Source organism: Halomonas sp. A3H3 (assembly GCF_000982975.1).
GTDB lineage: Bacteria > Pseudomonadota > Gammaproteobacteria > Pseudomonadales > Halomonadaceae > Vreelandella > Vreelandella titanicae.
The window spans coordinates 3,339,230-3,363,335 of sequence record NZ_HG423343.1 but is presented as its reverse complement, the minus strand read 5'-3'; the positions used below and the strand labels follow the sequence as shown (position 1 = coordinate 3,363,335).

Annotated in this window: 20 protein-coding genes and 1 pseudogene; 12 read left to right on the top strand and 9 right to left on the bottom strand. The window is 53.6% G+C overall.

Going from position 1 to position 24,106, the window contains the following annotated elements; all coding sequences use genetic code 11:
- Positions 1–22 precede the first annotated feature (22 nt).
- The 5 genes from HALA3H3_RS14975 (at position 23) to HALA3H3_RS14955 (ending at position 6,074) form a co-directional block, all read left to right on the top strand.
- On the top strand, positions 23–937 hold the full coding sequence (locus HALA3H3_RS14975) for a LysR family transcriptional regulator (protein ID WP_022522401.1): 915 nt from the start codon (positions 23–25) through the stop codon (positions 935–937).
- Positions 938–1,016: 79 nt separating this feature from the next.
- On the top strand, positions 1,017–1,892 hold the full coding sequence (locus tag HALA3H3_RS14970; protein ID WP_022522400.1) for an AEC family transporter: 876 nt from the start codon (positions 1,017–1,019) through the stop codon (positions 1,890–1,892).
- A gap of 83 nt (positions 1,893–1,975) precedes the next feature.
- Positions 1,976–3,163, top strand: coding sequence for a PQQ-dependent sugar dehydrogenase (locus HALA3H3_RS14965; protein WP_053857205.1), 1,188 nt, complete (start codon positions 1,976–1,978; stop codon positions 3,161–3,163).
- A gap of 53 nt (positions 3,164–3,216) precedes the next feature.
- Positions 3,217–4,662, top strand: a complete 1,446-nt coding sequence (locus tag HALA3H3_RS14960; protein WP_022522398.1) for an ATP-binding protein — start codon at positions 3,217–3,219, stop codon at positions 4,660–4,662.
- A gap of 11 nt (positions 4,663–4,673) precedes the next feature.
- A complete protein-coding gene (locus tag HALA3H3_RS14955; RefSeq protein WP_027958616.1) occupies positions 4,674–6,074 on the top strand; it encodes a sigma-54-dependent transcriptional regulator in 1,401 nt (466 codons plus the stop codon).
- A 161-nt stretch (positions 6,075–6,235) separates the two neighbouring features.
- Here the strand turns inward: HALA3H3_RS14955 and HALA3H3_RS14950 are convergent, their stop codons facing one another.
- Positions 6,236–6,673, bottom strand: coding sequence for a hypothetical protein (locus HALA3H3_RS14950; RefSeq protein WP_022522397.1), 438 nt, complete (start codon positions 6,671–6,673; stop codon positions 6,236–6,238).
- A 396-nt stretch (positions 6,674–7,069) separates the two neighbouring features.
- On the opposite strand from HALA3H3_RS14950, the gene HALA3H3_RS14945 reads away from it, so the two are divergent.
- The 4 genes and pseudogenes from HALA3H3_RS14945 to HALA3H3_RS14930 all read left to right on the top strand — a co-directional run bounded on the left by HALA3H3_RS14945 (position 7,070) and on the right by HALA3H3_RS14930 (position 12,039).
- Complete coding sequence (locus tag HALA3H3_RS14945) at positions 7,070–8,272, top strand: quaternary amine ABC transporter ATP-binding protein (RefSeq protein ID WP_022522396.1); 1,203 nt, start codon at positions 7,070–7,072, stop codon at positions 8,270–8,272.
- Positions 8,272–9,102, top strand: coding sequence for an ABC transporter permease (locus tag HALA3H3_RS14940; protein WP_009288360.1), 831 nt, complete (start codon positions 8,272–8,274; stop codon positions 9,100–9,102). The genes HALA3H3_RS14945 and HALA3H3_RS14940 overlap by 1 nt, the downstream gene beginning before the upstream one ends.
- A 167-nt stretch (positions 9,103–9,269) precedes the next feature.
- Entirely contained in the window at positions 9,270–10,145 is an 876-nt protein-coding gene (locus HALA3H3_RS14935) for a glycine betaine ABC transporter substrate-binding protein (protein WP_022522395.1), read from the top strand.
- A gap of 243 nt (positions 10,146–10,388) precedes the next feature.
- Positions 10,389–12,039, top strand: a pseudogene (locus HALA3H3_RS14930) (BCCT family transporter).
- Positions 12,040–12,169: 130 nt separating this feature from the next.
- Here HALA3H3_RS14930 and HALA3H3_RS14925 read toward each other — a convergent pair.
- The 3 genes from HALA3H3_RS14925 to HALA3H3_RS14915 form a co-directional block, all read right to left on the bottom strand.
- Positions 12,170–12,895, bottom strand: coding sequence for a 3'-5' exonuclease (locus HALA3H3_RS14925; RefSeq protein WP_022522392.1), 726 nt, complete (start codon positions 12,893–12,895; stop codon positions 12,170–12,172).
- A gap of 1 nt (position 12,896) precedes the next feature.
- Complete coding sequence (locus tag HALA3H3_RS14920) at positions 12,897–14,807, bottom strand: DUF294 nucleotidyltransferase-like domain-containing protein (protein WP_022522391.1); 1,911 nt, start codon at positions 14,805–14,807, stop codon at positions 12,897–12,899.
- A gap of 264 nt (positions 14,808–15,071) precedes the next feature.
- Positions 15,072–15,464, bottom strand: a complete 393-nt coding sequence (locus HALA3H3_RS14915; RefSeq protein WP_022522390.1) for a DUF4168 domain-containing protein — start codon at positions 15,462–15,464, stop codon at positions 15,072–15,074.
- Positions 15,465–15,608: 144 nt separating this feature from the next.
- Between HALA3H3_RS14915 and HALA3H3_RS14910 the strand changes: the two genes are divergently transcribed.
- A complete protein-coding gene (locus tag HALA3H3_RS14910) occupies positions 15,609–16,547 on the top strand; it encodes a DMT family transporter (protein ID WP_053857002.1) in 939 nt (312 codons plus the stop codon).
- Between the two features lie 213 nt (positions 16,548–16,760).
- On the opposite strand, the gene mtgA is transcribed toward HALA3H3_RS14910, so the two are convergent.
- The 4 genes from mtgA to HALA3H3_RS14890 all read right to left on the bottom strand — a co-directional run bounded on the left by mtgA (position 16,761) and on the right by HALA3H3_RS14890 (position 20,791).
- Complete coding sequence (mtgA, locus tag HALA3H3_RS14905; RefSeq protein ID WP_009288686.1) at positions 16,761–17,477, bottom strand: monofunctional biosynthetic peptidoglycan transglycosylase; 717 nt, start codon at positions 17,475–17,477, stop codon at positions 16,761–16,763.
- A gap of 10 nt (positions 17,478–17,487) precedes the next feature.
- Positions 17,488–18,342 (bottom strand): S-formylglutathione hydrolase, encoded by an 855-nt coding sequence (fghA, locus tag HALA3H3_RS14900; protein ID WP_009288687.1) that lies wholly within the window; start codon positions 18,340–18,342, stop codon positions 17,488–17,490.
- 310 nt (positions 18,343–18,652) lie between these two features.
- Positions 18,653–19,762: an S-(hydroxymethyl)glutathione dehydrogenase/class III alcohol dehydrogenase gene (locus HALA3H3_RS14895; protein ID WP_022522388.1), complete on the bottom strand. Its 1,110-nt coding sequence runs from the start codon at positions 19,760–19,762 to the stop codon at positions 18,653–18,655.
- A gap of 45 nt (positions 19,763–19,807) precedes the next feature.
- Positions 19,808–20,791: an MBL fold metallo-hydrolase gene (locus HALA3H3_RS14890; protein WP_022522387.1), complete on the bottom strand. Its 984-nt coding sequence runs from the start codon at positions 20,789–20,791 to the stop codon at positions 19,808–19,810.
- 130 nt (positions 20,792–20,921) lie between these two features.
- Between HALA3H3_RS14890 and HALA3H3_RS14885 the strand changes: the two genes are divergently transcribed.
- A complete protein-coding gene (locus HALA3H3_RS14885) occupies positions 20,922–21,818 on the top strand; it encodes a LysR family transcriptional regulator (RefSeq protein ID WP_022522386.1) in 897 nt (298 codons plus the stop codon).
- Between the two features lie 11 nt (positions 21,819–21,829).
- Here HALA3H3_RS14885 and HALA3H3_RS14880 read toward each other — a convergent pair whose 3' ends face one another.
- Positions 21,830–23,197: an L-serine ammonia-lyase gene (locus HALA3H3_RS14880; protein WP_022522385.1), complete on the bottom strand. Its 1,368-nt coding sequence runs from the start codon at positions 23,195–23,197 to the stop codon at positions 21,830–21,832.
- Between the two features lie 209 nt (positions 23,198–23,406).
- Between HALA3H3_RS14880 and HALA3H3_RS14875 the strand changes: the two genes are divergently transcribed.
- On the top strand, positions 23,407–24,054 hold the full coding sequence (locus HALA3H3_RS14875; RefSeq protein WP_022522383.1) for a hypothetical protein: 648 nt from the start codon (positions 23,407–23,409) through the stop codon (positions 24,052–24,054).
- Positions 24,055–24,106: the final 52 nt, after the last annotated feature.

The following is a 24,106-nucleotide window of genomic DNA, read 5'->3' as shown; positions in this document are numbered from 1 at the left end:
ACCCTTTTCCGTGGGCCTGACCATGTATGACTTTGACGAACTTACCGCCTTTGCCGATGTGATGACCACGGGCAGTTTGACTCGCAGCGCTCAAAAGCTCGGATTAGCCAAATCGACCCTTAGCCGCCGTATCAGCCAGCTCGAAACCCGGCTTAACCAGCCACTGCTGCGCCGTCAGGCCAACCGCTTGATTCCTACCGAGGCGGGGTTACTGTTTCACAACTACTGCACCGAGCTTTTGGCAATGGCGGCTCATAGCCAGGAGGCGCTGGCAGAGCTGCGTGAGGAGATTAGCGGAGAAATTACCCTTGAAGTGCACGGTGCCCTGGCCCGCAGCTGGTTAGCCAGTGCCATTGATGCCTTCTTAAACCGCCACCCCAAGGTAGAGTTAACGCTACACACCAGGGAAACACCGCCCACTAAAATGCACAGCAATAGCGTGCATGTCTGGCTTGGGCCGACTCATGAGTGCGGGCTAAACCAGGAGCGCTTGGGGCATTTAACCCGCGGGCTTTATGCCAGCCCACACTATTTAGAGGCGGCTGGCACGCCTCAACACCCCGACGAACTGAACCAGCACGCCTGGATAGACCTGCTGGGCACGGCTTCTGACGGGCTACTGCTCACTCATCCAGAGCATGGCGAATACACCTTTAACCCGCCCCGTTCACGGCTGCGGGTAGATCTCACTACCCTGCATATAGATGCCATTGCGCGCAGCCAGGGTATCGGCTTGCTCTCACACTGGTTAACCGCAAAACGCGAACAGCATCATCCAGGCGAGCTGATTAACTGCCTGTCCGGCTGGGAGCCGGTGCCACTTCCTATCACACTGCTTTATGCTTACGGTCACCAGACCCGCCGTACCCACGCGCTGTTAGAGTTTTTACGCAGCCAGGTGCCCGCCCCGTGGCGCACGTCAGCCGCCGCCGTCTAGGTTAATTCGAGTGTTTGCCTTGCCAGTTAGCCCGCTTATTAACGACAATAGGCGGCTACCGATTAGCCAAGGACTGTAAATGCTCGCCGAACTCTTTGCTGTCATGGCGCCCGTGCTGGCGGGTGCAGGGCTCGGCTACTTGTGGGTACGCCTAGGCCATCCCTACCCGGTCGACTTTATTACCCGGCTGGTGTTTAACATTGGCACGCCTTCGCTGGTATTGGCCTCCCTGGCGGGTGCTGATATTGATGCCACCACCTTTGGCCAGACGATGCTAGCCGCCGCGCTTGTCATTCTCACTATGGGGGCGGCGACCTTTGGCGTGGCAAAACTGCTGCGCCGCAGTTGGCGGGTACTGCTTGCGCCCATGATGTACCCCAACACCGGCAACATGGGCTTACCCGTGGTGCTTTACGCCTTTGGTAGTGCCGGGTTTGCCTACGGCATCACCGTGATGGTGACCGTCTCGCTTTTTCAGTTCACCCTAGGCGCTGTGCTTAATAGCCAAGGCAACCCGCTTAAAACCCTTGCCAAAACGCCTACGGTGTATGCCATTGCGATTTCCATGGCGCTACTGCTAACGGGCACCTCCCTGCCCCCCTGGCTGGCGAATACGGTGGACTTAATGTCGGGGTTCACGGTACCGCTCATGCTCATTACTCTGGGCGTATCGCTAGCCAGCATTCAGGTGAAGAACCTGCGTTCAGGGCTCGGATTTAGTCTGGTGCGCGTGCCCCTCGCTGCCGTGGTCGCCTGGTTGATCGCTGGCTGGGTGGGCCTTCCGCCACTGGCCCAAAGCATTTTAGTGGTGCAGATGTGCATGCCAGTGGCGGTCTTCAACTATCTCTTTGCTCAGCGCGCCCAGCGCGAACCCGTCTATGTAGCCAGTTTGGTCTTCTGCTCGACGTTGTTAGCGCTGTTTTACCTGCCCGTGCTACTCGCCCTGCTCATGTAATAGTGGAACCCACACGTGACTAAAAGGTCACTGCTAGACTACTGGCAAGGATGCCAATGATTAACGTCACCAGAGGGCACGCTATGCTTCACATGAACAACCATACCCAACGCCCACTGCCCCCTGGGGCTTGGGCAAGGATCAGTGGACTAGTGCTGGCGGGCGCTATTAACACGGCAAATGCGGAAATCGTCCAGGAATCGCTGGAAACCGACCATTTAAACCTTTCCATTGAGCGTATCGCCGATGGTTTTGAGCACCCTTGGGCGGTGGCGTTTTTACCCGATGGCCGCTACTTGGTGAGCGAACGCAGCGGGCAACTGAAACTTGTCGACCCCGAGAGCGGTGAAGCCAGTACGTTGGAAGGCATGCCCGAAGTGAGTACTCAGGGCCAGGGCGGTTTGCTAGACGTAGCGTTACATCCTGATTTTGAAGGCGGAAATGGCGAGGGTGATAACGACTGGATCTATTTCACCTGGAGCAAGCCCGAGGGCAATAACAGCCGTTCAGCATTATCGCGAATAAAATGGCACAATGGCCAGCTAGGAGAGGTCGAACACTTGTTTGAACAAGATCGCGCCTCTGGGCCGGGCCGCCATTACGGCTCGCGGTTGGCGTGGCTGCCCGACGGTACCCTGCTAATGAGTATTGGGGATCGCGGCAGTGAACCGCCCCGCGCCCAGGCAAGCGATGACCACGCGGGCTCTACCCTGCGTCTTACCGCTACTGGCGGCGTTCCCGATGACAACCCTTTCGTTGGTGATGACACCACCCTGGATGAAATTTACTCCATGGGTAATCGCAATATTCAAGGCATGGTCGTGCTCAGTAACGGCGAAGCCTGGGCGTCAGAGCATGGCCCCCGCACCGGCGACGAGCTGAATCATATCGAAGCGGGCAATAATTACGGCTGGCCAAAGGTCAGCCAGGGCAATGACTATGCAACCAACGAGCCGATTGGCGAAGATTCGCTCCCCGGCATGGTTGATCCAGTGTATGTATTTGAAGGCCGCTTCGCCCCCGCTGGGCTTGCCGAAGTGACTAGCGACGCCTTTAGTGAGTGGCAAGGCAACTTATTAGCCGGTGGGCTAGGTAGCGAGAAGCTGTTGCGCCTGCGCTTGGAAGAGGGCCGTGTCACCGAGGAAGAGCTGATTTTACAAGGCGAAGTGGGTCGCATTCGCGATGTTCGCCAAGGCCCTGATGATGCCATTTACTTACTCACTGACGCCCCCCAGGGCGGCTTGTACCGCCTAGCGCCAACGAACCAGTAGCGCTTCATTCACTGGCTGATATTAAAACGTATTAAAACCACCATGGATGCCCCATGCGACTACGCAATTTGATTATTTTGACCGTGATTGTGCCGCTATTTGTCATCCTGGTGGTTTTTAGCTTAGTGGCAATCAAGTCGCTCGAAGATAACGTACGCTCAAAGTTACAAACGGAAGTTGAGATTATTACCCGTACGCTGAGTTCGTCGCTCAGCTACGCGGTTACGCCAGATAGCAACACGCCGCTTGAAGAAGCGCTACAGTCGGCGTTCTCCTTCCATCGAATTTACGGTGCCTATGTATTCGATACCCAGGGTCGCGATATTTACGGGCTGGGCCTAGGCAAAGATATTTTCAGCCGTGAAGAGATTCAACAAATCATTGAGCGCGATGACTTATATAGCAACTATCGCCAACACGATGGGTGGAATTACTACTCTGCATTGACACCCTTGCGCTCACAAGATGGCACTGTATATGGGGTACTGCAGGTTAATCGGCTAAATACCGGTATTGAGAACTACACGGGTTTTATCAGTATTGTGGCCGTGTTGGTGTTTGTGATTGGCGCCGCCGGAATCGTGTTTAGTATTTGGTGGGGGTTTCGCCGCCATATCGAGCGCCCGCTTAACCGGCTGCTGCACGTAATGCAGTTGGTAGAAAAAGGTGACCGCAGCCAGCGCGCCACCGAAGACGGCCCTATCGAATATCGCCACCTTGCCTCCGGTTTGAATGGCATGCTGGATGCGATGGCCGAAAAAGACCAAGAGATCGAAAATCGCCAACGGCGCGAAATTGAGCTTGAAAAGCGCCTGCGCAAATCGAAAAAGCTGGCTGAACTGGGCGTATTGGCAGCCGGCGTTGCCCATGAGATAGGTGCGCCGTTAACGGTGATCAATGGCCAGGCCCAGCGTTTGGCTCGCCGCGATGTGATTGGAGATGACGAACGCGCACGGCTAGGGCGTATTCGTGGCGAAGTCGAGCGCATCGTTGAAATTGTGCGCCAGTTGATGGAATTAGGCCGCCAACATAACGTAGAGAAAGGCGAACTGGCGCTTGATCAGCTTATTATGAATGCCAGCGATTTGGTTGAAGACGAGCTGGAACCACGCAATATTCGTTTAGACATTGAATTACCGTCGCCGACACCCAACTTACTCGCCAACGGCCAACAAATTGTGCAGGTGCTGACCAATTTGCTGCGCAATGCAGCGCAAGCCCCCGAAGTGAACAGAATTCGAGTGCGCGCCCAGCAGCAAGAGCACGAATTAATACTGTGGGTGGAAGATGATGGCCCAGGGATACCCAGTGCCCATCATCACAAAGTGTTCGACCCATTTTTCACCACCAAACCGGTCGGTCAAGGCAGCGGTTTGGGACTCTCTATGGTACATCGCATTATTAACGACCACGGCGGTACGATCGGCGTGTTTGACAGCGCCCTTGGCGGCGCTGGATTTGAAATCACACTACCTATTAGTGAAACCGCATCCGCGTGAGGACAACGTTTGTGACCCAACAGGATCCCCTTTTACCTTTGTTGGTGGTTGAAGATGACGCCGCTATACGTGAGTTATTAGAAGAAGAACTGCAGGATGCAGGCTACACGACACTCGGCGTACCTAGCGCTGAAGAGGCGATTGCCTTACTAAGCCACACCACCGTCTCACTGGTAATTACCGACGTGCGACTGCCGGGTATGACCGGCATTCAGCTACTCCAGCAGCTCCGCCAAGCAGGCAGTGAGCTGGGTATTATTGTGATTACCGCTTTCGGTACCATCGATCAGGCGGTTGAGGCACTTAAGCTAGGGGCTGACGACTTTTTAACCAAGCCGTTAGACCTTGATGCCATCCGCGATGCCGTATTTCGCGTGCTGGAACGCCAACGCCTGGCGGTTTTCCACGACACGGATATCAGCCATTTCCACGGCATTGTGGGTAAAAGCCAGGTCATGCAGACACTGTTTCATGATGCCTCCCGCCTTGCCAAAAGCGATGCCCCCATTTTGATCTTAGGGGAAAGCGGTACCGGCAAAGAGTTACTCGCCCGCGCCATTCACCAGGAAAGCCCTCGCAATGACCAACCCTTTGTGCCGGTTAACTGTGCGAGCATTCCCGCAGATTTGATGGAGAGTGAGTTCTTTGGTCATGTAAAAGGCGCCTTTACCGGGGCTAATGAGGCGCGCAAAGGGCTCTTTCAAAGCGCTCAGGGCGGCAGCCTGTTTTTAGATGAGATTGGTGAAATGCCCATCAATCTGCAGGCTAAACTACTGCGGGCCTTGCAGGAGAAAACCGTGCGCCCAGTGGGCGGCGAGCGCGAAGAGCCAGTAGATGTCCGCATCATCGCTGCGACTCACCGCAACCTGGAGAAGGAAATCGAGCAGGAGAATTTCCGCAGCGACTTGTTCTACCGTTTGGAAACGTTCTCGCTGCGCATTCCCCCGCTACGCGAGCGCGGTACCGATATTGAGCACCTTGTTTTTGCCCTTATCGACAAGCACTCCGAGGCCCAGGGCAAGCAGATCGAACAAATCGAGCCAGAAGCGCTCAACAACCTGCTCAACTATGCCTATCCCGGTAACGTTCGCGAACTGGAAAACGCCATCATGCGGGCAGTTACCCTGAGCGAAGATGGCTCGCTCAGCCATAAAGATCTGCCCGAACGGCTGCGCGAACAATCAACGGTCGAAAGCGGTACCCCACTGGTGCCTACCGTCAGTGGCGAAGTGCTGGCAGGGAGCCAGGTGCCCTCGGCAACGCCAATCCGCTGGCCTAGCCTAGAAGAAGTTGAAAAGCGCTATATTAACAAGGTATTAGAAGCAACGGGTGGCAACAAACGACGCACCGCAGAAGTGCTGGGCATTGCTCGTCGGACGCTCTATCGCCGCCTGGAAGATAGTGAAGAGTAACTACCAGGATACTGATAAGGCGGGATGCGCTAGCTAGAAAGCAAACAAAAAAACCCCCGCGGGCGCGGGGGCGGAAAGGATGGCAAATCGTGTGGAGCAGCCGCAGGGAACAAACAGCTGAGGCGATTTACCATCGTAGGGAGCGGTACACTTGCTAAAGACTAGTTACTGGTCGAATTTTCATCCTCTTCCTCAGCGCCAGGCATAGGTTCGGTTCCTTCACCAAAGCCAGGCTCGTCGTCAGGGTTCATAGTGCCCTCTGCGGGCTCGTCCATGGTGTCATCCGGCATGGACTCTTCTGGCATAGGATCTTCTGCCATCGTTTCTTCAGATTGCGTCATGCTGTTTTCTGCTGCTGGCTCTTCACTTAAGCCTGGATCCTGCTCCATCGCTGACTCTTCACTCATACCCGGTTCCGGCTGAGTGGTGGCATCCTGCTCTAATGGTGAAGACTCTTCAGCAGGTGGCGCTGTTTCTTCGTTATCACCGCAACCAGCTAACACAATTACACTTGCCGCTGTCGCCATCATGCACAGCGTTAACCAGCGTGGGCGATTGGAAATTTGCTTGCTCTCAATGTGGTCGTGTTGCTTATCCATAATACCCACCTCCATTACTTACGCTGCTTGTTTCTAAACATTTCACTGGAAAAATCGACAGTCAGCTTTCCGTACACGTATACAAGTTATTCACAACACTCTACTTAGATTACAATCACTTTACGTGCCAAAAACATAAAAAACCAATATAAACAATTAATAATCAATATCTTATAAAACATTAGCAATGCCATTATGTACTTATAGGCAGCCCGCGCGAGTGGGTAAAAAATGACACATGTAGCGTTAATTGCCCCGTTGAGCGAGCCGTTGTGACACACAGGCCCCACCTATGTATAATAATTTTTAATAAATTATCCGACTCAAGCTCTTATTTCTTTATGAATGGCGCAATAACGACACACGCCCATTCAGCTCAACAAAAAGGCATCGCCGATGGACGAGACACGACCCGTCAAAATTAAAGTGCGCGGATTAAGCAAAGTCTTTGGTAAGCACCCACAAAAAGCCATTGAGCTACGTGATCAAGGAATGAAGCGCCCCGAAATTCTGGAGAAATCCGGCCAGACGCTGGGGCTATCCAATATTTCGTTTGATGTCTATGAAGGCGAACTGCTGGTCATCATGGGACTCTCGGGGTCAGGCAAATCGACCTTGATCCGTTGTCTTAACCGTCTAATTGAGACCACCGAAGGTGAGATCATTATCGACGGCGAAAACATCCCGACGCTAAAAGAGAAAGCGTTACTGGAGTGCCGCCGCCGTCACTTCTCTATGGTATTTCAAAATTTCGCGCTATTTCCCCACCGCACTGTGCAGCAAAATGCCGAGTTCGGTTTGGAAATTCGCGGCGTAGAGAAAACAGAGCGCCATAAAATTGCCCATGATGCGCTTAAGCAAGTGGGCCTGGAGGGCTGGGAAGACGCCTACCCGAATCAACTTTCCGGCGGTATGCAGCAGCGCGTTGGCCTCGCCCGTGCTCTGGCAAACGATGCCACCGTACTGTTAATGGATGAAGCTTTCTCAGCACTTGACCCGCTAATTCGCAAAGACATGCAGCAAGAGCTTTTGCAGCTGCAATCCAAAATGCAAAAAACCACGGTCTTCATCACCCACGATCTGGATGAGGCGCTCAACATTGGCGACCGTATCGTGTTGCTGAAAGATGGCGAAGTGGTGCAGATCGGCACGCCGGAAGAGATTCTGACCAAGCCTGCGGATGACTACGTGCGTCGCTTTATCGAAGGCGTTGACCGGGCACGTATCTTGACCGCCGAGAGCGCCATGCGGCCACTGCGCTCCACCGCTCGGGAAAGCGATGGCCCACGCACGGCGCTACACCGCATGCGCGACCATGCTATCGACTCTATTTATGTGGTTGATCGCAACCGCCGCCTTATCGGGCTACTCGAGGCCGATGCCGCCAGCCGGGCCATTGAAGAGAGTGCCGATTCGATTATTCCCTACTTAACCCAGGATTTCCGCAAAGTCCCCATGGATGAGCCACTGCATAACCTGTTTGCCATGTTTAGTGAAAAGAGTTTCCCTATCGCCGTTATTGATAAGCAAGAGCAACTGCTAGGCGTGGTGGTTAAAGGCGCAGTACTCGACGAACTGGCACGAGCAGGAGAGCAATAATGGATATCCCACGCATCCCGCTAGGTGATTGGATTGAAGGCGGCCTGACTTGGTTGACCAGCGAATACTCTTTGGTTACCCGCGGCATCTCTCGTTTCACTCAAACCGGTATCGATGTTTTAAATGACGGCTTGATGTGGTTACCCGAGTGGGCGCTGCTTGGCTTGATCGCCCTGCTCTGCTGGAAGCTGGCGGGCACTCGCCTAGCCATAGGCGCTGCTGCGGGCTTGGCACTGATCTGGAACCTGGGGCTCTGGAACCCGATGATTGAAACGCTCACGCTGGTAGTGTTCGCTACCATGGTGGCAGTCGTCATCGCGTTACCTGTGGGTATTGCCGCGGCGCTGTCTAACCGGCTTTACCGGGTCATTATGCCAATTCTCGACTTTATGCAGACCATGCCAGCATTCGTCTATTTGATCCCGGCTATTCCATTTTTCGGTATTGGCTCGGTGTCGGCGATTTTTGCCACGGTGATCTTCTCGATGCCCCCGGCCATTCGCTTTACCACCCTGGGTATTCGTCAAGTACCGGTGGAGCTGATTGAGGCCGCCGATGCCTACGGCGCTACCCGTGGTCAAAAGCTATTCAAAGTGCAGCTACCGCTATCACTGCCCACAGTAATGGCAGGTATCAATCAAACGATAATGCTCGCTCTCTCCATGGTAGTCATCGCCGCCATGATTGGTGCAGATGGTTTGGGCAGCGAAGTATGGCGCGCAATTCAACGCTTGCGCCCTGGCGACGGCTTTGAAGCAGGCATCGCGGTGGTCATCCTGGCCATGCTGCTTGACCGCCTGACGCAATCGCTTAGAAAAACCCGGCAATAGCGAAAACGCGCGATAGAGTAAAACAGCAGAAGCGGCTGCGTTGAGCCATTAGCTTGCTAAGTCGCTCTTTGCTTACCATGCTGTGTTTTGCAGCAACCGTGCTCGTTAAGCATCATGCACGTTAATAACCAGTACATTTATATTTTAATACACAAGGGAGAAAGTGAATGAAACATCGCACATTGAACCTCCGTATCCGTCTTGCTTCGCTGGCACTGCTAGCAGGTGCTGGTGTGACCGTCAGCAGCGCGGCGCAGGCTGAAGAAGAGAAAGGCATGGTTAACCTGGCCTACGTAGAGTGGTCTTCCGAAGTCGCTTCAACTAACGTGGTCGCTGCAGTACTTGAGCAAGCGGGCTATGACGTCGAGCTAACCTCACTCTCAGCGGCGGCTATGTTCCAGGCGCTCTCCACTGGCGATGCGGATGCCATTGTCGCTGCTTGGCTGCCAACCACTCACGCCGATTACATGGAACGCCTGGGCGATAGTATTGAAGACCTTGGCCCCAACCTGGATGGCACCAAGCTGGGCCTTGTGGTTCCAGAGTATACCGACGTCGACTCGATTGCAGATCTTAACGATAACGCCGACAGCTTTAACGGCGAGATCATCGGTATTGACCCCGGTGCAGGCTTAATGAGCCTCACCGAAGAGGTTGTGGATACCTATGACCTTGAGCTGAATCTGCGTAGTGGCAGCGGTGCCACCATGACAGCGGCACTGTCGAGTGCAATTAATAACGAGGAAGATGTCGTTGTTACTGGCTGGACGCCCCACTGGATGTTTGCCCGCTTTGATCTCAAATATCTAGAAGACCCTGAAAACGTCTATGGCGGTGCAGAGCAGATTCACACCGCAGTTCGCCAAGGCCTGGAAGATGACATGCCAGAAGCTTATGCCATTCTCGATGCTTTCGAGTGGACGCCAGAGCAGATGGGCGAAGTCATGCTGATGAACCAGGAAGATGGCAGCGACCCCTATGAGAACGCGAAGCAGTGGGTTGAAGATAACCAAGACGTAGTCACAGAGTGGCTCGATAGCTAAACGAGCCAAGCAGTTACGGTAGCAGGGGGCGGGTGGCCCTCTGTTGTCGTTTTAAGAACTGTTTTAAGCCCTGCTATTAAGTACTGTTTAAGCGCCAAGGTTCACATTACGTTGAATACTCTCATAATAGATTTGCTACTGTGAGCACCTAAGCGCGCACCATGCAATGTGGGTTGATGACCACATTTTGGTTTCTGTTCACCCTTTTGATCGACACTTCTTGATCGAAATAGAGAGGTTCCTGTGGATAACCACGACGATAAACGCCCCCCTAAAGAGCCCGCCTCTGAGGGCATACCCGCCCCAGACGGTCCGGCTAACCTGATCGATACCGATTATGTCATCGGCCAAGACAACATCACTACTAACACCATGGGTCTCAATCTTGACCTGCACGGCAAGGTGTTTAGCATTTCGGCAATCATCGTGCTGCTGTTTGTGGTGCTAACCCTGGCGCTGCAAGATACGATTGCGTACGATTGCGCCTATTTATGATGCTATTTTTGGTTTTTTGACCGGCAACCTTGCGTGGTTCTTTATTTTAGCGGCGAATATATTCGTCATCTTGTGTATTGGTCTGATCTTCTCTCCTCTAGGTAAAATCCGCATTGGTGGCGCCGATGCCAAGCCTGATTTTACCTATATGGGTTGGTTTTCAATGCTGTTCGCCGCGGGCATGGGCATTGGCCTAATGTTCTTCGGTGTTAACGAACCGCTGACACACTTTGGCACTTCATTTGACGGTGGCAGTTGGGCGCCGCTTGCGGGTGCGGAAGGCAATGCTGCCGGTGCTGAAGCGTTAGCTATGGCCGCAACCATCTTCCACTGGGGCCTGCACCCCTGGGCGATTTACGCGGTGGTCGCGCTTTCCCTGGCGCTGTTCTCTTTCAATAAGGGCCTACCGCTATCCATGCGTTCAGTGTTCTACCCCCTTTTGGGTGAGCGCGTATGGGGCTGGCCAGGCCACGTGATTGATATTTTGGCAGTGTTTGCCACTTTATTTGGTTTGGCTACGTCCCTTGGTTTAGGGGCAACCCAAGCAGCAGCAGGCCTCACTTACCTGTTTGGTGCGCCGGAAAGTGATATCACCATGATCCTGTTGATCATCGGTATTACGATGATCGCCATCGGCTCAATCGTGGCAGGCGTTGATAAGGGCGTACAGCTGCTCTCCAAAATCAATATTATTCTTGCGGCAATGCTACTTTTCTTTGTGATTGCTGTTGGCCCTACCCTGATGATTGCCACGGGCTTCTTTGAAAACCTTTGGAACTATGCGGTTCATCTACCTGCGTTATCGAATCCTTTTGGTCGTGAAGATGCCAACTTCAGCCAGGGCTGGACAGCCTTCTACTGGGCCTGGTGGATCTCCTGGTCTCCGTATGTCGGTATGTTTATTGCGCGGGTATCCCGCGGTCGTACAGTGCGTGAATTTCTGGTCTCGGTGATGCTGGTGCCGTCCACTGTATCAGTACTATGGATGACCACGTTTGGTGGCACAGCCATTGATCAGTACGTCAGCCAAGGCATTGAGGCCGTTCGCGATGCAGGCGTTGATCTGCAGCTATTCATAATGCTCGAGCAGCTGCCGTTATCACAAATCACCTCATTCGTAGCCATTGTGCTAGTCATCGTGTTCTTCGTGACGTCGTCTGACTCTGGCTCGTTGGTGATTGACTCCATCACCGCTGGCGGTAAGGTCGATGCACCGACGCCACAGCGCGTTTTCTGGGCGATCATCGAAGGCGCGATTGCCATTGCGCTACTGCTAGGCGGTGGCCTGACAGCGCTGCAAACCATGGCTGTTTCTACCGGCTTCCCGTTCACCATCATTCTGCTAGTGGCCTGCTATGCCATTATCAAGGGGTTGATGAGCGAACCTAAAGCCGTCTAGCGATGCTTTGAACCGACCATGGTTTTAAACCAATCATAAGTTTAAAGCTTGCTGGTACTGTTCAAATTTAGCTAGTAAACGGGCAACCCAATGGGTTGCCCGTTTTTGTTGGTATGTCGACAGCTAAGCATCAACACCAAATATCTTTCAATGGCGTTTCAGGTCGATAATGGGTGGCTATTTGCGCCTGCAATAGCTCTGCGGTGGCCAATGCATCCACTAGGGCATGATGTCCTTGATAAGGGGGCAAGCCATAGCGCTCACGACTCGCATGCATACGGATGGAAACCGGTGGGCGACCCAGCCAGCGGCGGAACCGCGCCCATAGGGTTTGGCGGTGCATCCGCGCTTCCAGCGACATGGTATCAATCATCGGAAACAGCACCCCTTCCCCACGTCGGGCTTTGACAGCTGCATTCAAAAAGGGCCGTTCAATATTGCGAAAATGAACGACCACTAGGCGACCTGCTAGCTGGGCCAGCAGTTCGTCCAGTATCGCATCTAAGTCCGGCGCCTGGGCGATCTCTGAATGGGTAATGTGGTGGTAGGTAATTGAGGCTTCTGCTAGCGGCCGCGAAGGGTTCACTACCCAATAGCGCCGCTCAGCCAATTTGATACGATTTAACGTGAAGGGCACGAGGCCAATACTAACAATCGCATGGCGCCTCTCATCCAGCCCAGTGGTTTCCATATCCAGCGCCACCATGGGCACCTCAGAAATGGGCGTTTCAGGATCAGGCAACGGCGTACCAAAGAATTGCTGAAGGGCAGGATTTTTCGCTTGTTGCGCTCGTTGGGCCATATAGCCCTTCCAATCGGCCTGGACGATTTTTTGACGTGGACGTATACCGCGCATCTTAGCGCCCCTGCCGTTGTGCAGGCATGGGATAGCGGAACTTGAGGAATTTTTGCGCGTTGCTAAGCACCTGGAAGGCGTCTTTCAGGGTGTGGCGTTCGCTGTCCGCCACGTTTTCGGGCTCGATATTGTTATCCGGCAGGCGATCCTCTTGTAGGTCAATCATTTGATGGCGAATCCGCGACATGCATAAAAACTCAAACGCATAACTTAGCTTGTCGCTCATGCCGGTCGCCAATAGTTGGGTCTTACTGATGTCATTCAAGCGCTGAAAGGAGTTCTGCGCTTTGGAACCGCAGGCCAAAGCGTGAATACGCACCAAATCCACCATCGGCGCAGTTCCCCGGCGCTTCAAGTTGATCGAGTTGTTGTGCTTGCCATCTTGCTCCATCACAAAGGTACGGAAAAACCCTAGCGGTGGCGTACGGTTTAAGGCATTGCGCGCCATGGCAGCTAAAAACAGCGGTGATTTTGGCGCTGTCTCGGCAATCAAATCTTGCAGCGTTTCCACATAAAGGTCTTCGCCATAGCAACTATCCAGGTCAAAGAAAATCGAGCTGTGCAGCAGCCGTTCAGGCGTGGGATTGGCCATCCAATCCTGAAAATACCCCTTCCAAACGCTGAGCGGCTGACGCCACTGAACGTTGGTCGCCATAACGTCACCTTTGCAGTAGGTGTAACCGCAGGCATCTAAGCCATCGCTGACAATTTTTGCCAGGGCGTAAAAGTAGTCGTCATGCTCTTCGGAATTAAACTCGTCGGAGAGGATCAGCGCATTATCCTGGTCAGTGACGATGCTCTGCTCATTGCGGGCCATTGAGCCATTCACCATAAAACAATAAGGCACCGGCGGGGGGCCAAGTTCAGCTTCAGCCATTTCCAGCAACCGTCGAGTAAAGCTGCGTCCGATCGTGGAAAGGGCGCTACCCACCATCTGCGAGTTAGCGCCCTCTTGCACCATACGCACAAACGCCGCGCTCACATCCGGCGCCAAGCGTGCCAGCCCCTGGGCGCTGGACTGATTAAAAATATTGCTGACCAGATAGAGACCACTGTGGGTCTCGTAGCGAATAATGTCGGAGAGATGCACTACGCCCACAGGGCGCTGACGATAGAGCACAGGCAGGTGATGCACGTTACTGCGCAACATCGTCAGCATCGCTTCATAAACAGAGGCGTCAGACTGGATAGTAATTAGCCGCGAGGAAATCACTTCACCGACGGAGGTTTGTGGCGATAGCCCCTCGGCCACAATGCGGGTACGAAAATCACTATCGGTTAAAATACCGCACATCTGCCAAGTTTGGCCTTCGCTATCTTTAAAACTGTAGCGAGGGTTATCGCTCCCCTCTTTTATTACCAGCAGGGCGGAGGCTTGAGCCTCGCTCATTTGCTGCGCGGCGTGCTGAACGCTGGTAGACGTTTCCACCATTACTGGATAGCGGGTTAGCAGCTTGCGTATCCGCGTCACCATCATGTCGTTGGATTTCTTTTGCTGCTCGGCAGCGCTCTCAAGCCGCGGTCGCTCCAACTCGACAAAATCCGCAAAATGGTCATCCTCCTCGCACAATCGCAGGAAGACCGCCTTGGGAATAAAATAGATCAGGGTATCTTCGATCGCCTGGGCTGGGAAACGCACCTTATGGTTACGCAAGAGGCTGAAGTGACCGAAAATATCGCCTTCGCCCAGGCGGTTATACAGCTCGCCCTGACTACGATAAACCTCCACAGCGCCACTGCGGATATAGCAAAGATCATTGAGCATCTCGTTAAGCGTTAATATGCTGCTACCTGTTTTGAAGTAGCTCACTTCCACCTGCTCAGCAATGGCATCAAGGAGATCATCCGACAGCCCATCAAAAGGGGGAAACCGTCCCATATGTTGGCGTATTTCTAACAGTTCGACATCCATACGGGGACTCCTTGGTGTTGCCGGTCAATAGGCTGGATAATCAACGCATAATCTAAAGTGTGGCGGGAAGGCTAAGTTAGGTAAACCCCACTAAGGATAATAAAACTAACCGTAGGCCAATCGGCTCACAAAAAAAGCCCGGTGCAGTTATGCACCGGGCTTTGGTGGCCGAAACCATACTAATATTAACGTTGCTAAATAAAGGTTGCTATATTAGCCAGACCCAATTAGCAAAAACACATCAGCCACTTTTAGCAGTATGACTTATGACTGGTTAGCCATTTCCTGCACACGCTGCATCATTTCCGGATCTTGCTGAATGGATTGACCAATAGCGTTGAAAGTATCAACATCTAGGCCGCTGTCTTCGACCACTTCGATCATGCGGTCGTTAGCTTCGGTACGCACTTCCTGTTGCGCTGATTCATCTTCCGCTTCCTGCAGACGCTGGGTATATTCCTGAGAAATAACCGCAATTTCTTGAGAAGCATCGGCAAACTGCTGGAGCTGGTCGTCAGAAAAATCCTGGGCAGGAGCTTGCTGGGTTGCCATTGGATCTTGTGCAGCGCCTTGTTGCTCTTCCTGGGCGTGGGCGGTGGCCGTCATCAAACCGGTCGCGAGCAGGGCAGCGGAGAACAGAGCAGTCATACGTTGCATAGAAGAAACCTCAATATTGCGTTGTGTATGTGCCCTCTGTGACGCGCCATGCTCAAGCAGGTTCAATCTTTTATGTAAAAGTTAGTAACAAAAAGAACCAAACGTATCTAAAAGACGAATTAAACACGCCACCTCGGAAATAATATGTCTAGCATATTCAGAAAGTTACATAAAAACGACTTATCTTCAGCAGGGCTTGCTGCCATGCCCGCACTTTTTGTTCTGCTTTGGAGCACTGGCTTTATTGGTGCGAAGTTCGGCCTGCCTTACGCAGAACCTTTTACGTTTCTGTTTATTCGCTTTGTACTCACGCTACTGCTACTGACTCCGCTGGTCGTCGTGATGCGGATACCTTGGCCCTCATCACCCAGGCTATGGACACATATCGCCATATCAGGCTTTCTAGTCCATGGTGCTTACTTAGGTGGCGTCTTCTATGGCATTTACCTGGGCATGCCCGCCGGTTTAGCGGCCTTACTGGTGGGGCTGCAGCCACTTCTGACCGCCGCCTTCGCTGGCCCACTGCTGGGTGAGCAGCTCTCTTGGCGCCAATGGACAGGGCTAGCGCTGGGCCTGATAGGTATCAGTTTAGTCCTCGGCAGTAAGCTTGAGCTGGGTGAGTCGCTGTTTGACGGCTTCGGGATTAGTGCTCTGCTGTGTGTCACCGCCGCGTTAGTGGGGATTTCGCTGGGTACGCTCTATCAGAAAAGATACTGCACCAGCATGCCGCTGCTTTCCGGGGCGGTTATTCAGTATTTGGCAGCAGGCGCTCTGCTAGGCGTTGGTGCCCTGCTTTTTGAGACGCGCCAAGTGGAGTGGAGCAGCACCTTTGTGCTGACCCTGGGCTGGTTGGTGTTGATTCTCTCAATTGCCGCTATTCTGTTACTCATGGCCTTGATTAAAAAGGGAGAAGCCTCGCGTGTAGCGAGTCTTTTTTATCTTGTGCCGCCAGTCACGGCGCTTCAGGCGTGGTGGCTCTTTGACGAACGCCTTCCCTTGTTAGGGCTTGTGGGTATGTTGGTGGCCATCACTGGGGTAGTGATGGTGATACGGAAACCCGGCCCTAAGGCGATTAGACGATGACCCGATTTTTATAATGGTCGATAATTTTATTCCAGGGCTTGGCTAAACATGTCAGCACAACACCACTGCGCCAGGGTGAACGGACACTGTAACCGTTGCGATTCTCCGGTACCTTTTATTCCCATGCAGCATAGGTTATTACTTCTCCTATCCCAATCTAGAGGCACTGGGAAAATTGACGTCGCTAAATACGGCTAGCGTGGCTAAAAATAGCTATAGATGTTGCAAATAATCAGCCCCACCTAAGTTACGCATCTGCTGGCGAATCCACTGGCTTCGCCGCTCAACCTGGGCATCGGGGCGTGCGGCGCTGCGCGTCAGGGGGCTGGGTAAGATAGCCGCGAGAAGACTTGCCTGGCGCTCAGTTAACGAAGCTGAAGAAACGCCAAAATAGTGCTGAGCAGCGGCTTCTAGGCCAAACACACCGCGATCCCACTCGGCGACGTTGAGATAGACCTCTAAAATACGCTGCTTGCTCCAGAGTATCTCGATCAGTAGCGTAAACCACGCTTCTAGCCCCTTCCGCGTCCAGCTGCGACCTGTCCACAGAAAAACGTTTTTAGCCGTTTGTTGGCTCAAGGTACTGGCACCGCGCAGTCGTCCGCCGTCCCGGCTAGCCTGCAATGCGCGGCGCAGTTCGACCAGATCAAACCCGCCGTGATGTGGAAAGCGCTGATCCTCCGCGGCAATCACTGCCAGCTTAGCGTTCACCGAGAGCGAGTCCCAACCTCGCCACTCGCGCTGTATACGAATCGGATCGCTGTGGATCCAGCTCTGAATTTTGCGCTCGACCATCACCATCGATCCCGGTGGTGGAACGACCCGAAACAACAAGACCAGCGCGACCGACAACAGTACAAACGCTAAAACGCCGCGCCATACAATCCTCCATAGCAGACGCATAAAACGGCGCAGCAAGCGATTGAGCATCCCGTTATCCTTAACGCTTCATGAGGTGATCTGCATGATAGCGCAGATGATCCTCGATGAACGAGGCAATGAAGAAGTAACTGTGATCGTAGCCCGGCTGGCGGCGCAGCGTTAACGGATGATCATGCTCTTCGCAAACGGCTTCTAAACGCTCTGGCTGAAGCTGCTCTTCCAGGAATTGATCCGCTTCGCCCTGGTCGATAAACAGCCTCTGGCGTGATGCGCCGTTGGCCACCAGCTCACAGGCATCGTACTGACGCCAGCGGGACTGATCGTCCCCCAAGTAGGCGTTAAACGCCTGCTGCCCCCAAGGGCAGTTCATCGGGTTCACCACCGGTGAGAAGGCCGACACAGAGCGGAAACGACCTGGATGACGCAGCGCCAGGATCAATGCTCCGTGCCCACCCATCGAGTGTCCGCTAATCGATTCGCGCCCATTGACCGGGAAGTGCTGACGCACTACAGAAGGCAACTCCTCAATCACATAGTCGTACATGCGATAGTGGGGCTTCCAGGGTGACTCGGTGGCATTGACGTAAAACCCAGCCCCAGAGCCTAAATCATAGCTTTCATGCTCGCCGGGCAAGTCGGTGCCCCGTGGGCTGGTATCAGGGCAAACAATCGCCACGCCCAGCTCAGCGGCAATACGGTGAGCGCCCGCTTTCTGCATGAAATTTTCGTCATTACAGGTCAGCCCCGAGAGCCACCACAGCAGCGGTACGCGCTCGTTTTCCGCTTGGGGCGGCAAGTAAACGGCGAAGATCATGTCGCAATCCAGCGCACGGGAGTAGTGGCGGTAGCGCTTATGCCAGCCACCGAAACTACGGTTGGCAGACACCAGTTCTAGAGTTTCACTCATGCTCATGGGCAGGTTCCTTTAAATGCAGCAAACGCGGCAGGTCTACCCTACCGCGTTTTAGCGTTTCAAACGTGCTTCCTATACTACTTAATAATGCTAGGCCTAGTAATGCACAGGGCAAATGACTGTCTATAAAGCTCCCGATAACGCAGTGTCAGGGCAGGTTGGAGTGAGGGTCTTTTGACAGGGCCGGAAAATATTCCCGACAATTCCGGCATTTCCGCCATCCATGGCGGTCAGATGTCAAAAGTAGCGCCCACGGATGGGTTCACAGCGCCCTCACGGAAACCTGCTCTGACACTTAGTTGTGCAGACCTTAGTAATGCAGCACTGTACGAATGCTCTTGCCCGCATGCAGTAACTCAAACGCTTCATTGATCTTTTCGAACGGCATATCGTGGGTAATGAAATCGTCGATATTGATTTCGCCGTTCATATAACGATCAACGTAGCCCGGCAGCTCGCTGCGTCCTTTTACGCCACCAAAGGCGGAGCCTTTCCAGACCCGCCCGGTGACCAACTGGAATGGCCGTGTGGAGATCTCTTCACCGGCTCCAGCAACACCAATGATGATCGATTCACCCCAGCCTTTGTGGCAGCACTCCAGCGCTGAGCGCATCACATTGACGTTGCCGATACACTCAAAGGAGTAGTCAACGCCGCCATCGGTCAAATCGACAATGACCTGCTGGATTGGATCTGAGTACTCTTTGGGGTTCACAAAATCAGTGGCGCCAAACTGCTTGGCCAGCTCAAATTTATCAGCGTTGACGTCGATAGCAATAATACGCCCCGCCTTGGCCATTACCGCGCCTTGAATGACGGCCAAACCGATAGCTCCGAGACCAAACACCGCCACCGTGGCGCCCGGCTCTACTTTTGCGGTATTCAGCACTGCACCGATGCCGGTGGTCACGCCGCAGCCCAGTAGGCAGATTTTATCCATGGGTGCTTCTTTAGAAACCACCGCTAGGGAGACTTCAGGCAACACGGTGTACTCGCTGAACGTGGAGGTGCCCATATAGTGATGAAGTATTTTGCCCTCGAGTGAAAAACGCGAGGTACCGTCAGGCATGACCCCTTTACCTTGGGTAGCACGCACGCTGCCACACAGGTTGGTTTTGCCCGACAAACAGAATTTACACTTTCCACACTCAGCGGTGTAAAGCGGAATAACATGGTCGCCTGGCTTAAGGCTGGTAACGCCCTCGCCGACTTCCTGTACAACGCCGGCACCTTCATGGCCCAACACGGCAGGGAAGTTACCTTCGGGATCAGCACCGGAGAGCGTGTAAGCATCGGTATGGCAAACGCTTGTCGCGGCCATTTTAACCAGCACTTCCCCCGCCTTCGGGCCTTCAACATCGATCTCAACCAGTTCAAGCGGCTTACCCGCTTCCAGTGCAACAGCTGCGCGTGATTTCATATTGACTCCTAAATGTTCATTACTTCAACAACAGACACTAAGCCGTTACTCGTCAACTGCCACTGGGCCAAACTCAATCGGCAGCCAGCGATAGCCCTCTTCATCCTCTACGATATGACCAATGCCAGGGAAAGGCATATGGGCACCAGCTATCCAGTGCTTATCTTCAACCGCGCTTTCGAGCACGCTTTCCCGGGTGCGAATGGCCTGCTCGGGGTCAGAATCAAACTCAATGGCCACAGTAGGGTCAGCAAATTGAACACCGTAGCTGTGCACCACATCACCCCATACCAGCATGGCGTCATCATCGCTGTTGAGCATAAAGCTTGAGTGTCCGGCGGTGTGGCCATGGGTATCTTGGGCAACGATACCCATCAGCACTTCATCACCGGCCGTAAAAGGGTTGAAACGGTCAGCTTCCTGATAAGGCGCTACCGCCTCTTGAGCCATGGTAAAGAAGGGTTGATTGGCTTCAGGCGCCGCAGCCGCACGCTCTTCATCCAGCCAAAAATCGGCATCGGCTTGACTCGCTCGCAGCTCAGCATTGGGATAAACCGCTTCGCCCTCCTCATTGGCCAAACCACACACGTGGTCAGGATGCAGATGGGTCATCAGCACCGTGTCGACATCCTCCGGCGAGTAGCCAGAAGCGCGCAGGTTACTCTCCACCTGACCTAACGAGGGGCCAAAGCAGGCAGCTGAGCCGGCATCAACCAGCACAAGGTTCTCGCCAGTGTGAATAAGAAAGGCATTGACCGCAGTTTGCATGCCACTCTCTGCATCGATAAATAGCGCATCCAAGTGGCGGAGAATCTCTTCTTGCTCCATGCCTTTTAACAAGGAGGTATCAATAGCCGTATGGCCATCGTACAGCGCGGTTACCTCATACTCCCCAACCATCATGCGAAACCAGCCTGGCGCCTGCTCCTGCTGCTGGGCGGGTAGCTCTGCCTGAGCACTAACTGCCCAGCCAGCGCCCACGGCCACTGCTAGCGCACCGCGAGACCACTGAGATAAAGATATAGACATAAGCACAAGGCTCCATTGATAGGCTAGCGATGCTAGCAGTGTAGGCCAGCTAGGCGCTCTTGATAAACCGGGATACACTCATAAGATTATTGCCACACAGCAACAATTACTATCAACCCAGGGAGTTAGCATGCAGCACTGGAGCCGTATCGAAGCCTTTGTCGAGGTGGTGCGTTTAGGCACGTTCTCTGCTGCGGCCCGCCACCTGAAGGTATCGACCTCGCATATCAGCCGTTTGGTCAGCCAGCTCGAAAATCAGCTAGGTGTTCAGTTGCTATATCGCACCACCCGTCAAATTCGCTTAACCGACGCGGGGACTACCTACGTGGAACACTGCCGCCATCTATTTGATGGGCTGCGGGATGCCGAGCAGGCGCTTAGCGAACTCCAGGCCAAGCCTAGCGGGCTACTTAAACTGACCTCGGCCACGACCTTTGGCGAGCGCTTTATCGCCCCACTGGTGAATGACTTTCAGTGTTTGCATCCGCAGCTGGATGTTCACATGCACTTCACTAACCGACCAGTAGAACTCATTGAAGAGGGCTACGATATTGCCATTCGGATGGGCGTATTAAAGGATTCCAGCCTGATCGCCAGACGGTTATGCGACCGCCGCGAGTATATCGTCGGCTCACACAGCTACTTTCGCCAAGCGCCACGCCCGCATACGTTGAGCGAGCTTAGCCAGCACCGCTGCTTGATTGGCTCACGGCCCAACTGGCTGTTTGAAGTCAACGGTCAACGACGCGAGGTGCGCGTAGAAGGGCGCTGGAGCGGTAATTCTGGCCCTGCTTTATTAGATGCCGCACTTAAAGGGCTCGGCCTTGCACAACTGCCCGACTATTACGTAGCGCCCTACTTGGCCAGCGGTGAGCTGGTGGCCGTGCTTGAGCCTTTTCAGCACCACGATACCGCTGTCTGGGCGGTATACCCTCGCCACCGTCACCTGTCGCCCAAAATCCGCCAGCTGGTCGACTACCTAGTCACCAATATTGACAGCTTACTGCCTCCTAATCCGCTGGCCTAGCACTTGATGGCCTAGCACTCGATGGCATTGACGGCTAGCCCGCCCTTGGAGGTCTCTTTGTATTTGTCTTGCATGTCACGACCAGTATCGCGCATGGTACGGATCACTTTATCCAGCGATATAAAGTGCTCTCCATCGCCGTGCAGCGCCATTCGTGCAGCGTTTATAGCTTTGACGGAGGCGATCGCATTGCGCTCAATGCAGGGCACTTGAACAAGTCCGCCGACCGGGTCGCAGGTCAAACCGAGGTTATGCTCCAAGCCGATCTCAGCGGCGTTTTCCACCTGCCCAGGTGAGCCACCTAGCACTTCGGCAAGCCCTGCGGCCGCCATAGCACAAGCGGAGCCAACTTCGCCCTGACAGCCCACTTCAGCACCAGAAATGGAGGCGTTCTTTTTGCATAAAATGCCTACGGCCCCGGCGGTAAGCAGAAAATCCACCACATCAGCTTCGCTAGTATCGGGCTCAAACTTCAAGTAGTACGCTAATACGGCGGGCACGATGCCCGCTGCGCCGTTGGTCGGCGCAGTGACCATCCGCCGCCCGGCGGCGTTCTCTTCATTTACTGCCAACGCAAACACGTTAACCCAATCCATTACGGTAAAACTCGACACAATCAGACGCTGATTTTCCGGTGGATGAAGCAACTGCTGGTGGAGCAGCTGCGCACGGCGGCGCACATTTAATCCACCGGGCAAATGGCCTGTCGCGCGTAGGCCATTCTCAATGCTATCGCTCATAGCGTGCCAGATGGTCAGCAGCTCTTCACGGATGGCCGATTCGCTACGCCAGGCTTTCTCGTTTTCTAACATAAGCTGGCTAATACGCAGTTGATGCTGCCGGCATAGTGCGAGTAGTTCGGCCGCCGTATTGAAGGGGTAAGTCAGTTCAGTAGCATCTTCACCGACCTCGCCTTGATCAGCCTTCGCTTGATCGACATAAAAACCGCCGCCGAGGGAGTAAAACGTATTGGTCGCCACTAGCGCGTCATCACAATAGGCGCTCAGCACCATGGCATTGGGATGGAACGGCAAACAGGCCTCATCCCATTCGACATCGTTATGAGCGTCAAAAGCGATCTGTTGGCCATTGGCCAACAACAGCGGCTCGCCTTCGGCAAGTTGTTTTAACCGCGACGTAATCGTGTCTGGATCGATACTTTCTGGTGCTTCGCCCATCAGTCCCATGATGACGGCTTGATCGGTACCGTGGCCCACTCCGGTGGCGGCAAGTGACCCATGAAGCCTTACCACCAGTCGGGTAACGCGGGTATCGCCAAGCGCCAAGGCAAAATCTCGCGACGCGCGCATCGGGCCCACAGTATGGGAACTCGATGGCCCGATGCCAATTCGAAAAAGATCAAACACACTAATAGCCATGTCTATTACGCCTCACAACACTGTTATTACCTGCCTATGGGACACTTTGCAGCGCCGATGACCAAACGTCGAGTGATTAACCGCAATATCGACGTGCCAACACATAACTGTGACGATATAATGAACATTCAACCCTGCATGTTTTTATATGCACATGTCATTGCAAAATTGTGTAGTAGCTACGCTGCTTACCCACAAAGGATGTCGGTATGTCTCCCCCCCCTGCCTGGCCTATCGGATTTCAAACCATTTTAGTACGTGCAGTACTGTACGTACTGTTTATCGGTGCGATTACCCAAGGTGCCTATTTAGAAGCGCTCTATCTCCCCTCAGTACGCTTTTCTGAGCTGGGTTTTACCGAATTTACCCAAACGCTGGTGCTAGCCACCTGCTGTGCAATGCTGATTTACATTCGTCATGTACTTAAAGTGTGGCCCACCGTTACACTGCTGCTGCTAGCATTTGTGGCCGCCTCCCTGGTACGCGAACAGGATCACTTTTTAGATAACTATGTGGCTGATAACACCTGGAAGGTACTCGTTGCACTGATTATTCTCCCATCGCTTTTTTGGGTGGTGAAGCAGCGCCAACGTTTTCTTGCAGAGTTCGCTCATTACAGCAACACCTTCGCCTTTGGTTTGTTTACGGCAGGCGTGCTGACCACTTATATATTTTCGCGCCTGTATGGGCGGCAAGAGTTCTGGCAAGCCGTTCTTGAAGACAGCTATTCAGGAACCTTTAAGAGTGTTGCTGAAGAAGTCGTCGAACTACTCGGTTATAGCCTGATTCTGATCGCCACCCTGGAATTGCTACTACTGGCTCGCCGCATTTATAAAGCCCGGCAGATACCCAATTAAGCGCGGCACACATCGTCTTCAACAATAGTCCCCATAAAAAAGCCCGCCGTTC

Coding starts and splice junctions, on each gene's coding strand:
- HALA3H3_RS14975 (WP_022522401.1), top strand. CDS start 23: ATGTATGACTTTGACGAACTTACCGCCTTTGCCGATGTGATGACCACG.
- HALA3H3_RS14970 (WP_022522400.1), top strand. CDS start 1,017: ATGCTCGCCGAACTCTTTGCTGTCATGGCGCCCGTGCTGGCGGGTGCA.
- HALA3H3_RS14965 (WP_053857205.1), top strand. CDS start 1,976: ATGCTTCACATGAACAACCATACCCAACGCCCACTGCCCCCTGGGGCT.
- HALA3H3_RS14960 (WP_022522398.1), top strand. CDS start 3,217: ATGCGACTACGCAATTTGATTATTTTGACCGTGATTGTGCCGCTATTT.
- HALA3H3_RS14950 (WP_022522397.1), bottom strand. CDS start 6,673: ATGGATAAGCAACACGACCACATTGAGAGCAAGCAAATTTCCAATCGC.
- HALA3H3_RS14945 (WP_022522396.1), top strand. CDS start 7,070: ATGGACGAGACACGACCCGTCAAAATTAAAGTGCGCGGATTAAGCAAA.
- HALA3H3_RS14940 (WP_009288360.1), top strand. CDS start 8,272: ATGGATATCCCACGCATCCCGCTAGGTGATTGGATTGAAGGCGGCCTG.
- HALA3H3_RS14935 (WP_022522395.1), top strand. CDS start 9,270: ATGAAACATCGCACATTGAACCTCCGTATCCGTCTTGCTTCGCTGGCA.
- HALA3H3_RS14925 (WP_022522392.1), bottom strand. CDS start 12,895: ATGCGCGGTATACGTCCACGTCAAAAAATCGTCCAGGCCGATTGGAAG.
- HALA3H3_RS14920 (WP_022522391.1), bottom strand. CDS start 14,807: ATGGATGTCGAACTGTTAGAAATACGCCAACATATGGGACGGTTTCCC.
- HALA3H3_RS14915 (WP_022522390.1), bottom strand. CDS start 15,464: ATGCAACGTATGACTGCTCTGTTCTCCGCTGCCCTGCTCGCGACCGGT.
- HALA3H3_RS14910 (WP_053857002.1), top strand. CDS start 15,609: ATGTCTAGCATATTCAGAAAGTTACATAAAAACGACTTATCTTCAGCA.
- mtgA (WP_009288686.1), bottom strand. CDS start 17,477: ATGCTCAATCGCTTGCTGCGCCGTTTTATGCGTCTGCTATGGAGGATT.
- fghA (WP_009288687.1), bottom strand. CDS start 18,342: ATGAGCATGAGTGAAACTCTAGAACTGGTGTCTGCCAACCGTAGTTTC.
- HALA3H3_RS14895 (WP_022522388.1), bottom strand. CDS start 19,762: ATGAAATCACGCGCAGCTGTTGCACTGGAAGCGGGTAAGCCGCTTGAA.
- HALA3H3_RS14890 (WP_022522387.1), bottom strand. CDS start 20,791: ATGTCTATATCTTTATCTCAGTGGTCTCGCGGTGCGCTAGCAGTGGCC.
- HALA3H3_RS14885 (WP_022522386.1), top strand. CDS start 20,922: ATGCAGCACTGGAGCCGTATCGAAGCCTTTGTCGAGGTGGTGCGTTTA.
- HALA3H3_RS14880 (WP_022522385.1), bottom strand. CDS start 23,197: ATGGCTATTAGTGTGTTTGATCTTTTTCGAATTGGCATCGGGCCATCG.
- HALA3H3_RS14875 (WP_022522383.1), top strand. CDS start 23,407: ATGTCTCCCCCCCCTGCCTGGCCTATCGGATTTCAAACCATTTTAGTA.